Genomic DNA, 13,175 nt, shown 5'->3' on the forward strand with positions numbered 1-13,175 from the left:
GTCCTCTTCCTCGCCTCCCCCCTCGCCGCCAACATCACCGGAGCCGAGATCGTCATCGACGGCGGGCAGATCAAGACGATCTGATGCCCGCACACGACGCGGAACGGACGGCGGCACCGCTCATGCCGGGCCACCAGCGGACTTGTGCACGAAAGGGCAACCCAGCCGGTCAGCGGGCTTTCCCCGCCCCCTGATCGGTCTCGCGTCACACCGCGTCACGGTTCCGCGCCCGGTCGTCGGCCAAAACATGTTTAGCATTCAACTTCCAACACTCGACTGGAGACACACATGTCGGTCAACGACCCGATCACCCCTGAGCCGCTTCTTCAGCTCGGCCTCGGCTTCATGGCTTCCAAGACGCTGCTGAGCGCGGTGGAGTTGGGAGTCTTCACCGTGCTGGCCGACGGCGGCCGCGACCGTGAGTCCCTCGCCTCCGAGGTGGGGCTGCACCCGAGATCCTCCGCGGACTTCCTCGACGCCCTGGTGTCACTCGGCGTTCTGAGCCGCGACGAGAACGGCGTCTACGGCAACACCCCCGCCGCGGACCTGTTCCTGGACCGGGCCAAGCCGTCGTACGTGGGCGGCATCCTGGAAATGGCCAACACCCGTCTCTTCGGCTTCTGGAACAACCTCACCGACGCCCTGAAGACCGGCGCTCTGCAGAACGAGGTCGCGCACAGCGGCGCCCCGTTCTTCGTCGCCCTCAGCCAGGACCCGGCCGCATGGCGCAACTTCCTCAACGGCATGAACGGCGTCAGCACCCCGCTGGCCGGCGCCCTCGCCGCCGACTTCGACTGGACCGGCCGCCGCCACGTCATCGACCTCGGCGGAGCCCTCGGCGCCGTCCCGGCCGCGGTACTGCACGCCAACCCGGACATCACCGGCGCCGTCTTCGAACTGCCCCCCGTGCAGCCGGTGTTCGACGAGTTCGCCGCCGCCCACGGCCTGACCGACCGCCTCACCTTCCACGGCGGGGACTTCTTCGCCGACCCGCTGCCCGCGGCCGACGTCTACGTCATGGGGCAGATCCTCCACGACTGGAACCTGGAACAGCGCCAGTTCCTGCTCAAGAAGGCCTACGACGCGCTGCCCGAGGGCGGCACCCTCATCGTCTACGACGCCATGATCGACGACGAGCGCCGCCACAACACCTACGGTCTGTTGCTGTCGCTCAACATGCTCATCGACACCGAGGGCGGATCCGAGTACACGGTCGCGGACGCCACCGGGTGGCTCCAGGCCGCCGGTTTCGCCAAGGTGGAGGCCCGTCATCTCGTCGGCGGCTACACCGCCGTCTACGCCACCAAGTGAGCGTGTGGTCCACCGTCCCCGCGCCGGGCAGCGCGCTGCCGAGGACCACAATGGCCGCCAGGCCCCGGCCGCGGCAGCGCACACGGGACACATGCGCCGCCCCCTCCATGACCCACCCGTGAGGGGGCGCGTCCCACGCGCGTGCCACCAGCGCATCCGGCTCCGGCAGGCCGCCGCTGCGGGAGCCGGAAGGCCGTTGCAAGGTTTCGGCAAGGTCCTGGCAGGCCTTCCGTCCACCGGCAGGGGCAGAGGCCCGGCAGACGAGGGCTGAACCGGCCCGCAGGACAACGGGGGACATCATGTCGGCGTTGCGGAAGAGTACGGACACGTCGGTCGAGGAACGGGAATGGCTGACGCTCGTGGAACGCAAGACGGTGCTGGTCGTCGTGCACACCCTCACCTACGGAAAGCGGCTGGTGGACGTCCTGGCGCTGCTGGAGGCCGACTTCAGGGTGCAGGTGGTGTTCACGGCACCGCCGCACGTCTTCGGCGACGAGGTTCCGCGCTTCCTCCAGGGACTGGGCGGCGCGGTGCTGCCCTGGGACGAGGCGGTGCACATGACGTTCGACCTGGCCCTCACGGCCGGGCCACGAGGCGTGGAGAGGATCTCCGCTCCACTGATCACGCTGCCCCACGGGGCCGGTTACCTCAAGCGTCTGGTCTCGGGACCGCATCCGGGTGTGGCCGGACTGCGCAGGCAGGACCTCGTACCCGGCGGCCGCCTGCCCGCCGCCGTCGCGGTGCCCCACCGGGCCGAACTGGCCGACCTGGAGCGGCACTGCCCGGAGGTGCTCCCGCTCACCCACGTGGTCGGCGATCCCGCGTACGACCGGATGGCGGCCAGCCTGCCGCTGCGCGCCGGGTACCGCCGGGCCCTGGGCCTCGCGGACGGCGAACAGCTGGTGGTCGTCGTCTCGACCTGGGGTGCGCGCTCGTCCTTCGGCCGGCTCGAGGCGCTGCTGCCCCGGCTCGTCACCGAGCTGCCCGCCGGGCGGTTCCGGTCCGTTCTCCTCGTCCACCCCAACGTGTGGTCGGGGCACGGTTCCTGGCAGATCCGGGCCTGGCTGGCGCGCTGTGCCGCGCTGGGCATCGCGCTCGTACCGCCGGAGGCGGACTGGCGTGCCGTCCTGATCGCCGCGGACTGGATCATCGGCGACCACGGTTCCGTGACGCTGTACGGCACGCTCACCGACGCGCCGATCCTGCTGGCCAGTTCACCGGAGCGGGAGATCAACCCCGCCTCGCCCGCCGCCGCCCTCGCCGTGACCGCGCCCGCGCTCTCGCCGACCCACCCGCTCGTCGCCCAGCTCCAGTACACCGCCGCCGAGTACAACCGGGAGGAGTACGCGGCGATCGCCGCGCGCATCACCTCGGAACCGGGCCGCTTCAACCGCAACATGCGGCGGCTCATGTACCGCCTGCTGGGCCTGGGCCAGCCCGCCCATGAACCCGAGACGGTCCCCCTGCCGGAGCCACCGCCGCTGCACACGTGGACGCGGGGGCGCAGCGGGGTTCCGGCATGATGCGCTTCGTCTCCGTCCGGCTGGGGACGGCGCTGCCGTGTCCGCGGACTGCGCAACGGGACGTCGGACCGGCCCTGCTGCTCCGGATACGGGCAGCCGGGAGGGACTACCGCGTGCTGGCCCGGGCCGGCCTCACCGGGCCCGGCGACCCCTTGGGCGCCGACGGAACGGCGGTCGCCGCCGACGAGCACTTCGCCGCGGACGCCGGCCCGTGCCTCCAGGACCGGTGGCGGGCCTGTGCCGACGTACTGCACGACCGGCACCCGCGCCCGTTCGCCGACACGGTGCGCCGGCTGAACGACATCACGGCCGCCCATCCGGGATGCCGCCTGGCTGCGGCTCCCCTGGCCGAGGGCGGCTGGGCGGTCGCCGACGGGACGAGCCGTACCGTCGTGCCGCTGGCCCACCGGGTCCCTGCGGGCGAACCACTGCTGGCGTCCTGTCTGCACGCCTGGCTGGTCGCGGGACACGCGCTCCGGGACATCGAGGACATCCGCCTGTTGCACGGCACGTGAGCACGGCTGCGGCTAGGTTCGCCGGAGCCGGCGGGCGTCCGCCGGACTGGTGGTCTCGTACAGGGCGAGGGCCCGGGCGTGGAGTTCCTCGGCAAAGGCGTCCTCGCCCCGTTCACGCGCGGTGTCGCCGAGCATCTCCAGGGTGCGGGCCTGCCAGTGGACCGCGCCGGAGGCGGTGAACACCGCGAGCGCCTCCTCCATCTGCGCGGCGCCCGTGGCCTGGTCGCCGGTCCGGGCCCGGGCCCGGCCGAGGAAGGCGAGGGCCCGGGCCGCGTCGTGCGGGTCGGCCACCGCGAGGAGCCCTTCCCTGGCCCGGGCGAAGCAGCTGACGGCCCGCTCGGGGTCGTGCTCGGCGAGTGCGACCTCGCCCAGCACGATCCGGGCGAGGGCCACCCCTCGCGGGTAGCCGCACCCCTCCCAGGTCGTCACCGCGCGATTCAGGTGCGCCACGGCCTCGGCGAGACGCCCCGCCTCGTAGTGGCAGCCGCCGAGGCCGAGCAGCGCCTGCCCCTCGTCGCGCGCGTCCCCGGCCTCGCGTGCCGCGGACAGGGATGCCGAGTACCACTCGGCGGCTTCGCCGGTCCGGCCGGCGGCGCTCAGCCCGATGGCCCCGGAGTTGAGCATCTGCCGTTCGGCCTCGCGGTGCCCGTGCGCGCGGGCGGCTTCCAGGCCGATGCGGTGCGCCTCGATCCACAGGTCGTAGTGGCGCAGCCGGAGGAACAACGGCCACATGGCGTCGACGAGTTGCCAGGCCGTGGCGTGCCAGCCGCGGTCGACGGACAGGCGCACGACCGCCATGAGGTGCGTGCGCCGGTCGTGCAGCCAGCCGAGGGCGCTCCGGTCGTCCGTGAAGGGGGCGGGCAACGAGGAGGGCTCCGCGTAGGTCCGGGGCAGGGTGAGCTGAAGGGGCGTGATGCGGCTCTGGGCCGCGGTCGCGACCTGCAGGTACCAGTCGGCGACCCGTCGCAGAGTGCGGGCGCGGTCCGCTTCGCTGTCCGTCGCGGTCGCGCGGTCCCGGGCGTGGATCCGGACGAGATCGTGGAAACGGAACGCGTCCGGGCCGATGTCCTCCAGCACATTGGCCTCGACGAGTTCGTCCAGTCGCCGCTCCGCCCACTCGAGGGACGTCGCACAGGCCGCGGCGGCCGTCCGGGAGTCGAAGTCGGGCAGTGGCAGCAGGCCGAGGGCCCGGTACGTCCGGGCGGCCTCCGGGTCCAGTACCGCGTACGACGCGTCCAGGGCCTTGCGCACGGTCGCCTCCCCTTCGACTTCCAGTACGGCCAGCCGGCCGGCGTCCGGTGCGAGTGCGTCCGCCAGTGCGGCGACGGGCTGTCTCGGCCGGGCGGCGAACCGGGCGGAGGCGAGGCACACCGCGAGGGGCAGGCCCGCGCAGAGGTTCACGACCTGGCGGACCGCGGCCAGGTCGTCCGAGACCCGGTCCTCACCGGCACCCCGGATGAACAGCTCCACCCCGGCGGCGGGACCGAGCGCCTGCACCTGGTGGAACTCCGCTCCGTCCAGGCGCAGTCCCGTCAGCCGGCGTCGGCTGGTCACGACGACGAGGCTGCGGGGCCCGCCCGGTAACAACGGCCGGATCTGTGCCGCGGTGAAGGCGTTGTCCAGCATGACCGCGATGCTCAGGTCCGCGGTGACCGACCGCCACAGGGACGCCTGCTCCGCCAGGTCGACGGGCACCGCCCATGAGCCGAGCGCCCGCAGGAACCGGCCGAGGATCTCACCCGGACCGGCCGGTCCGTCCGCCGCGTGTCCGCGCAGGTCGGCGTACAACTGCCCGCCCGGGAAAGCGGATTCGTGTCCGTGCAGCCATCGGGAGACCAGGGTGGTCTTGCCGATCCCGGCCGGGCCGTTCACCACGATCAGCGGCTGCCGGGTCCCGGCGCCCGGGTGTCGTGCGAGCAGCCCGTCCAGGGCGGCCAGTTCGGCATGCCGGTCGGTGAAGTGCGCTGGTACCGGCAGAAGTTGACGGGGTGTCGGCGGTCGCGGCGGGGCGGTCCGGACGTGGATACCTCCGTGGACGTCGCGGGCCTGGACCGTGGGTCCGTAGAACTGCGCCGAGCCGCCGATGGCATTGCTGCTCTGACTCCCGCGGCCGTCGCTGCGCGCCGCACTCATACCGCCCGTCCCCCTTCGACCGGTTGCCCGCCACATCGATCGAGGCCGTCCTACCCACGCCGCGCCGCGCTCGATGCGGATCACGAACGTTCGGCTACGCCACGGAGGGGCGATTCAGCCAGTCCACCGGCGTCCCGGTCCCGTTCCGCACGGAACCGCACCTGGAAACACTCTCCGCTCCCTGTCATGCTCGTCGGTCCATGGCATGTCCATTCCCCACTGCCATGTTCGTCGAACGGCCGGACCAGCGGGAGGCGCTGGTGGAGTTCCAGGTACTGGGCCCGGTGGGTCTCCGGGTGGACGGTCGGCGGGTGGAGCTCGGCTCCGACAAGGAGCGGGCCCTCATGGCCGCGCTCGCGTTGGACGCGGGCCGGCCGGTCGCGCTGGACGTGCTCATGGACCGGCTCTGGGACGGCGAGCCGCCGCCGCGCGCCCGCGAGAACACGCACAGCTATGTCTCGCGGCTCCGCCGGCGATTACGGCTGGCCGGCCCGGCGTCCCCGAGCGCACCCCGCATCATCAGCCGAGCGCACACGTACACCTTGGAGGCCGCCCGCGAATCCGTCGACTGGCGCCGCTTCCAGGATCTCGTGGCACAGGCCGGTGCCGCCGCGGCGGGCGGTGACGACGAGCGGGCGGCCGCCCTCCTCGACCGCGCCGAACGCCTGTGGCGGGGCGAGGCGCTGGCAGGGCTGCCCGGCCTGTGGGCCGAAACCGTGCGCCGGACCCTGGCGGAACGGCGGCTCAGCGCCACCGTCTCCAGGGTCGGCGCCTGTCTTCGGCTGGGCCGGTTCACGGAAGTGAGCGCCGAACTGTCCGCCCTCGTCGACCGGCACCCGGGCGACGAGACGCTGGCGGGTCAGCTGATACTGGCGTACTACGGCAGCGACCGGTACACCGAGGCGTTACGAGTGCACCAGGAGACCCGTCAGCTGCTGATGACGCAGTACGGCTCCCGCCCCGGCGCCGAGCTGAACCGCCTGCATCGCGGGATCCTCGATCGCGTACCGGCCGCCGATCTGGTCCGGGGCCGGCCGGACGCGTCCCGCCCGGCCGCGGCCCCGCCGCCTCCGCGTCCGCACCGGCCGAGGAACCTGCCGCATCAGCCGCCCCTGGTCGGGCGTCGCGCGGAACTGCAGGCGCTGAGCACAGCGGTCGACGCCGCGGCCGAGGACGGCACGGTGATCAGCCTGGAGTGCGTCAGCACGGTCAGCGGGATGGCCGGAATCGGCAAGACCGCCGTGGCCGTGCACGGCGCGCGCCGGCTCGCCGAGCGGTACCCCGCCGCCCAGCTGTACGTGGACCTTCGCGGCCACTCCCCCGCCGGCGAACCGCTCGGTGCCGGGGCGGCCCTGGCCACGCTGCTGCGGCTGCTCGGCACGCCCGCGGAGACCATTCCCGTGGAGCTGGAGGCCCGCGCCGCGCTGTGGCAGACCATGCTGGCCGAGCGCCGGGCCGTGATCGTCCTCGACGACGCGGTGAGCGCCGACCAGATCCGCCCGCTGCTGCCGAGCGGTTCGCCCTCACTGACGATCATCACGAGCCGACGCCACCTGACCGGCCTGCCGCACGCCCGGCACATCCCGCTCGACGTACTGCCGACCGACGACGCCATCGCCCTGTTCCGCGCGTTCGCCGGCGGGGAACGCACCCTGGACATCCAGGAGATGACCCGAATCGTCCGGACATGCGGTCACCTTCCGCTGGCGATCGAGCTGGTGGCGAGCCGCTTCCGCGCGCATCCCGCTTGGACCCTCACCACACTCGCCGACCGCCTGATGCGCAGCGAGGGCCGGCTGGACGAGCTCAGGGACGCCGAGCGGGAGATGGTCCGCGCCTTCGACCTCACGTACCAGACCCTCACGGAAGAACAGCGCACGGCGTTCCGCCGGCTCAGCATGATTCCCGGCCCGGACGTCACGGCGGACTCCGCCGCCGCCTCGCTCGGCCTTCCCCCCGCCGCCGCGGAACGCGTGCTGGAGTCGCTGCTGGCCTGCCACCTGCTCCGCGAGCCGACCCCGGACAGGTACCAGTTCCACGACCTCCTGCGCGAGTACGGCCACCAGAGGTCCCTCACCGACGACACCGAGCCGGACCGCGCCGCCGTCCTCCGCCGCCTCGTGGACTTCCGCGTCGCCGCCGCCGAGCACGCCGACCGTCTCGCGTACCCTCGCCGCACCAGGCCCGCTCCGCCGCCGGACCACGGCCGCACCCGCCTCCCCCACTGGCCGGACGCCCCGGCCGCTCGGTCCTGGCTTGCCACCGAGCGCGCGAACCTGCTGGCCACGGAGGTCCAGGCCCGCAGCCGGGGACACCACGGCGCCGCCGCCCGGCTCGCCTACGCCATGGCCGGTTTCCTCGACGAGGAGTGCCACTGGCACGACGCCAGGACCGTGCTCCAGCACGCCGCCGACCACTGGACCCGGACCGGCGAACAGGCCGCGCTGTGCCGCACTCTGCTCCACCTCAGCGCCGTCCATGCCCACACCGCCCGCTACCGGGAAGCGGCCGAGACCGGCGACCGGGCCCTGCGGATCGCCCGTGCGACCGGAGACACGGAGGCGGAGGCCGAGGTACTGCGCACGCTCGGCACCCTGAACTGGCACCTGGGCGACCACCGGGCCGCGCTCGTCCTCTTCCAGAAGTCGTTCGCCATCACCACGCGGTCCGGAGATTCCCTGGACCGTGCGCGCCTGCACAACAACATGGCGGTCACCCTGCTGTTTCTCGGTGAACACGACCGCGCGCTCGAACACTTCGAGAAATCACTCAGCGGGTTCACGGAGGCCGGTGACCACGCGGCAGTCGGAAAGACACTCAACAACATCGGTGACTTATACATGCGTCGCGGAGATCTGGATTCCGCCCGTCGCGCGTTCGAGGAATCGCTGGCTTTTCTGGAGCGCTCCGGCAACCGCTACGACCGTGCCACCGTGCGCGGCAGCCTGGCCGACGCCCTCACGGAATCGGGCGACATCACCGCGGCTCTCCCCCTTTACCAGGAAACCCTGACGGAGTTCCGCGAACTCGGTGACCGAAAGAGCCAAGCCGACACATTGATCGGTCTGGGAGAGGCACACCGGAAAGCAGGTGCCACCGAGAAGGCCGTACGGCAGCTTCTGGACGCCCTTGACATCGCCCGCATGATCGGCGCGGCCCACCAGGAGATACAGGCACTGCACCGCATCGGGCAGACCTATTTCGACGCCGGCCGGTTCGACACGGCGAGGGAACACCTGGAGGCCGCGGTTTCGCTGGCCGAGCACACCCATGACGCCGACGAGAAAACGAAGGCGGAAAGCGTCTTGACGGAGGTGCGGCTGGCGTCGGGGACGGCCGCCGAGCCCCGGACGCCAATGCAACGAACGTTCGATCTACCTGGCAGTAATTAAATCCGCAACCATTACACTCGTTCAATTAGCCATATAAGCTGAAGATCACTACGCTCCCCTCCGTACTGCCGATCACTCAAGGAGGGGCACGTCCAGGTGAGCAAGATCCGCCGGCTGGCCATCGCCGGAGCCAGTCTCGTCACCCTCGGCATAGTTGGCGTGAACACACCAGTCGCTTCGGCGACCGAGCTCGCTTCGACCTCAACGGTCACCGCGAACCGCTGCATCATGATGGAGACCCCCTGAGGGTCAGTCGGCGCACCCGGGTGGCGGCACAAGCCGCCACCCACCCCTCGGATCCAGAACGGTTCTGCTCGCGTGCCGGACGGCTGCGCCTGGTCCGCCGCGTCGTCGAGGACGACCGGCCCCTGCGCCGGGCCGACCGCTCAGCCGGACGGGGAAGGCCTGCGGGGCCATGAAGCCGCACAACGGACAAGCAGTGCGGCGGGGCGGGCCGACGGGGTCCTGGAGCGCGGAAGGCTGTGTGCCGGGCAGCCCGCCGCACGTCAGGGCCAACTGCCGTGCGTGACGGGTCACTTGCGATCGGCAGACCCGGCCCCCGGGAATTCGCCGGCGGCCCCGTCAGGACGGAGCCCTGCGCACCATGGGCCATGTTTCCCTCCCTGCCCGGCCGGCCCTGCCCCGTTCTGTGCCTGTGCCGCTGTGCCGCCGCCCTCTGCGGTCAGTGGATGTGGGACCCGCCGTTGACGTCGTAGGTGGCGCCGGTGATGTACCCGGAGCCCGGGCGTGCCAGGAACGCGATGACGTCCGCGACGTCGGAGACGTCGCCGATGCGGCGCATGGGGATGTCCGCTGTCATGGCGTCCTTGCGGTCCTGGTCGAGCTTGCCCTGGGTGATGTCGGTGTCGATGAGCCCGGGCGCCACGCAGTTCGCCGTCACCCCGGACGGACCGAGCTCGCGGGCCAGTGCGCGGGCGAAGCCGAGGAGCGCGGCCTTTGCCGCCGAGTACGCCACCCCGCCGAAGACCCCTCCCCCGCGCTCCGCGGAGACGGAGGAGAGGAAGACGATGCGGCCGAATCCGCGCTCGGCCATACCGGTGGCGACGCGGTGCCTCACAAGGAAGCTGCCGCGGACATTGACGTCGAAGATCCTGTCCCAGTCACCCGGCGTGACATCGAGGAACGGGACGGGCGAGGTGATACCCGCGTTGTTGACGAGGGCGCCGATCGGCGGCAGGACGGCTTCGGCCTGTGCGATCGCCGCGTCCACGGCGGCGGCGTCGGTGACGTCCGCCGCGAGGGCCAGCGTCTCGACCCCGTGACTCGCCGCGACGTGGCGAGCGGTGTCTTCGGCGGCCTCCATGTCCAGGTCGACGACGGCGATGTGGTACCCGTCGGCGGCGAGCGCGTGTGCGGTGGCACGGCCGATGCCACGAGGGGAACCGGCTCCGGTGATGACGGCGGTTCGGGGAGTGTGCGGGGTGGTCATGCGGGCTCCTCGCTGAGGTGGGGCGGGTTCACGGCCGTCGGCGTCACAGTTCTCGCCGCACGCGGTTCTTGATCGCCGCGACGGAGAGGCCGTACCGGTCATGCAGCGTGGGCAGCGCGCCCGCGGCGAGGAACTCGTCCGGCAGAGCGATGGGAACGATCCGTGCCGTGGTCCGGGCGAAGGCCAGGCAGGCGGCGACCGACTCCGCCAGACCGCCGACGACGCTGTGGTTCTCGAGGGTCACGACGAGTCGGCCCTTGGCCGCCTCCCGGACGACGGTCTCGTGGTCGAAGGGCTTGATGGTCGGCACATGGAGGACCGCGACGTCCACACGGTCACGCTCCAGTTCCCGGGCCGCCGTCAGGACGCGGACCGTCATCAGACCGGTGGAGACGAACAACACGTCGCGGCCGCCGCGCAGTTCGGCGGCGCGTCCCAGCTGGAAGGTGTAGTCGTACTCGTCCAGCACCGTGGGGACCGCCCCGCGCAGCAGCCGCATGTAGGTGGGGCCGGGGTGTGACGCCAGTGCGGGGACGGCCTGCTCGATGTCGACGGAGTCCGCCGGGTCCACGATCGTCAGTCCGGGCATGGCGCGCAGGATGGCCACGTCCTCCGTGGCCTGGTGGCTGGGCCCGTAGCCGGTCGTGAGGCCGGGGAGGGCGCCGACGACGTTGACGTTGAGTCCCGGTTCGGCGATGTCGAGGCACAGGAAGTCGTAGGCACGGCGGGTGGCGAAGACGGAGTAGGTGGAGGCGAACGGGGTCAGACCGGACTCGGCGAGCCCCGCGGCCGCGCCGAGCATCGTCTGCTCCGCCATCCCCATCTGGAAGAAGCGGCCGGGATGCGCCTCGCGGAAGACGTGCATGTCCGTGTACTTGGCGAGGTCGGCGGAGAGGCCGACGATGTCGGGGCGTCCCTCGGCGAGCCGGGCGAGTGCGTGTCCGAAGGGTGCTTTCGTGGTGCGCTGCCCCTCCTCCACGATGGAGGCGATCATGGCGGAGGTGGTGAGCCTGCGCGTGGCCGGCGCGGTGGCGGCTGCGGAGTTCATGCGGTGTGCTCCTTGCTAGTGCTCTGACCGGGAAGGTTCGCCGGGTCGGCGGTTCCAGCGGTTGGATGTCCGGAGACGTCCGACCCAACCGTTGGGGGTGTGGTGGCTGAGCCTGTCCGTGTGCGCAGATTGACCGACCAGGAGGGGCAGAAGCTGCAGCAGATCGTGCGCCGGGGCAGCACCAGCTCGGTGCGGTACCGGCGCGCGATGATGCTGTTGGCCTCGGCCGGCGGAAACCGGGTCCCGGTGATCGCGAAGCTGGTTCAGGCTGACGAGGACACCGTCCGCGACGTGATCCACCGGTTCAACGAGATCGGCCTGGCCTGCCTGGACCCTCGCTGGGCGGGAGGCCGTCCCCGCCTGCTCAGTCCTGACGACGAGGACTTCGTCGTCCAGACGGCCACCACCCGCCCGACCAAGCTCGGCCAGCCCTTTACCCGCTGGTCGATCCGTAAACTCGCCGCCTACCTGCGGAAGGTGCACGGCCGTGTGATCCGGATCGGCCGCGAGGCATTACGGTGCCTGCTCGCCCGCCGCGGCATCACCTTCCAGCGCACCAAAACCTGGAAGGAGTCGCCCCACCCCGAGCGTGACGCCAAGCTGGACCGCATCGAGGAGGTGCTGGAACGCTTCGCGGACCGCGTGTTCGCGTTCGACGAGTTCGGGCCGCTCGGCATCCGCCCCACCGCCGGGGCCGGCTGGGCTCCCGCCGGTCACCCCGAGCGCCATCCCGCGACCTACCACCGCACCCACGGGGTGCGGTACTTCCACGGCTGCTATTCCGTCGGCGACGACCGGCTGTGGGGCGTCAACCGCCGCAAGAAGGGTGCGGTGAACACCCTGGCCGCACTGAGGTCGATCCGGGCCGCGCGCCCGGACGGCGCCCCGATCTACGTCATCCTGGACAACCTGTCCGCCCACAAAGGCGACAAGATCCGCCGCTGGGCGAAGAAGAACCGTGTCGAGCTGTGCTTCACCCCGACCTACGCCTCGTGGGCCAACCCGATCGAAGTCCATTTCGGGCCACTGCGGCAGTTCACGATCGCCAACTCCAACCACCGCAACCACAGCGTGCAAACCCGGGCCCTGCACGCCTACCTGCGCTGGCGAAACACCAACACCCGCCACCCGGACATCCTCGCGGCGCAGCGTCGCGAACGTGCCCGCGTCCGAAGCGAGAAGGGCATCCGCTGGGGCGGACGTCCCTTGCCGTCGCAACCTGAACGATCTGACGAATCCATGCGGTCGCGGCCCGAACGTGCAGCAGAGCACCGGGCAGACGAATCACTCGCGCGTACGGCCTGACGCGGGCGAGGCGAGCATCGCTTTGAGGATGCGTTGCAGCTCAACGCGGTCCTGGGGGGTGACCCTCGCCAACCTGCGGTCGTACTCCGCCGCGAGAGCTGCAAGTGCTCGATCGCGTGCTTGCGTGCCCTCAGCGGTCAGTACGAGCCGATGACGCCGCAAGTCCGCCTCGTCGATCTCGCGGCGGACAAAGCCCTTGGCGACGAGGTTGCGAACGTAGACCGTCACGCTCGCCTTGGGCAGCAGCAGCGCAGTCGCGATCTCAGCCGGGTACGGCGATGCCTCCACCTCGGCCAGGACGAAGAACTCCTTCGTCTCCAACCCGAGCTCGGCCAGCTCCCCCGTGCAGGCATCCATCACAACACCCAGCAGCCGCTGGTTCAGCGTCCACAGCTGCGCCCCGTCGACTGACATCGACCCTCCATCCAGATGATACGGTTTCGTATTAGTTTCAGATCGTACAAGATATTATTGTGTACTGGACTCCTATGGAACAAC

9 protein-coding genes and 1 pseudogene are annotated in these 13,175 nt (G+C 71.3%); 6 read left to right on the forward strand and 4 right to left on the reverse strand.

The window, feature by feature from the left end:
- Nucleotides 1-288 precede the first annotated feature (288 nt).
- From LQ326_RS26090 to LQ326_RS26100, 3 genes are all read left to right on the forward strand, one after another.
- Nucleotides 289-1,311 (forward strand): acetylserotonin O-methyltransferase, encoded by a 1,023-nt coding sequence (locus LQ326_RS26090; protein ID WP_234540238.1) that lies wholly within the window; start codon nt 289-291, stop codon nt 1,309-1,311.
- A 299-nt stretch (nt 1,312-1,610) separates the two neighbouring features.
- Entirely contained in the window at nt 1,611-2,834 is a 1,224-nt protein-coding gene (locus tag LQ326_RS26095; RefSeq protein ID WP_234540239.1) for a hypothetical protein, read from the forward strand.
- The gene (locus LQ326_RS26100; protein ID WP_234540242.1) at nt 2,831-3,349 is read left to right on the forward strand and encodes a hypothetical protein; all 519 of its coding nucleotides are present in this window, start codon (nt 2,831-2,833) and stop codon (nt 3,347-3,349) included. Before LQ326_RS26095 ends, LQ326_RS26100 begins: the two co-directional genes overlap by 4 nt.
- Before the next feature lie 12 nt (nt 3,350-3,361).
- Here the strand turns inward: LQ326_RS26100 and LQ326_RS26105 are convergent, their stop codons facing one another.
- On the reverse strand, nt 3,362-5,482 hold the full coding sequence (locus tag LQ326_RS26105; protein WP_234540243.1) for a tetratricopeptide repeat protein: 2,121 nt from the start codon (nt 5,480-5,482) through the stop codon (nt 3,362-3,364).
- Nucleotides 5,483-5,706: 224 nt separating this feature from the next.
- On the opposite strand from LQ326_RS26105, the gene LQ326_RS26110 reads away from it, so the two are divergent.
- Together LQ326_RS26110 and LQ326_RS26115 are read left to right on the forward strand one after the other, a co-directional pair.
- Nucleotides 5,707-8,874 carry an AfsR/SARP family transcriptional regulator gene (locus LQ326_RS26110; RefSeq protein WP_234540245.1) on the forward strand — a complete coding sequence of 1,056 codons (3,168 nt, stop codon included), beginning with the start codon at nt 5,707-5,709 and terminating at the stop codon, nt 8,872-8,874.
- Between the two features lie 96 nt (nt 8,875-8,970).
- Entirely contained in the window at nt 8,971-9,120 is a 150-nt protein-coding gene (locus LQ326_RS26115) for a hypothetical protein (RefSeq protein ID WP_234540247.1), read from the forward strand.
- 436 nt (nt 9,121-9,556) lie between these two features.
- On the opposite strand, the gene LQ326_RS26120 is transcribed toward LQ326_RS26115, so the two are convergent.
- On the reverse strand, nt 9,557-10,324 hold the full coding sequence (locus tag LQ326_RS26120) for an SDR family NAD(P)-dependent oxidoreductase (protein ID WP_234540249.1): 768 nt from the start codon (nt 10,322-10,324) through the stop codon (nt 9,557-9,559).
- Between the two features lie 43 nt (nt 10,325-10,367).
- Entirely contained in the window at nt 10,368-11,372 is a 1,005-nt protein-coding gene (locus tag LQ326_RS26125) for a transketolase family protein (RefSeq protein WP_234540251.1), read from the reverse strand.
- Nucleotides 11,373-11,474: 102 nt separating this feature from the next.
- Here LQ326_RS26125 and LQ326_RS26130 point away from each other — a divergent pair.
- Nucleotides 11,475-12,581: pseudogene (locus LQ326_RS26130) on the forward strand (IS630 family transposase); the annotation flags it as partial.
- A 75-nt stretch (nt 12,582-12,656) separates the two neighbouring features.
- On the opposite strand, the gene LQ326_RS26135 reads toward LQ326_RS26130, so the two are convergent.
- Entirely contained in the window at nt 12,657-13,091 is a 435-nt protein-coding gene (locus tag LQ326_RS26135) for a MarR family winged helix-turn-helix transcriptional regulator (RefSeq protein ID WP_227961134.1), read from the reverse strand.
- Between the last annotated feature and the right edge of the window lie 84 nt (nt 13,092-13,175).

This window comes from Streptomyces shenzhenensis, assembly GCF_021462265.1.
GTDB lineage: Bacteria > Actinomycetota > Actinomycetes > Streptomycetales > Streptomycetaceae > Streptomyces > Streptomyces shenzhenensis.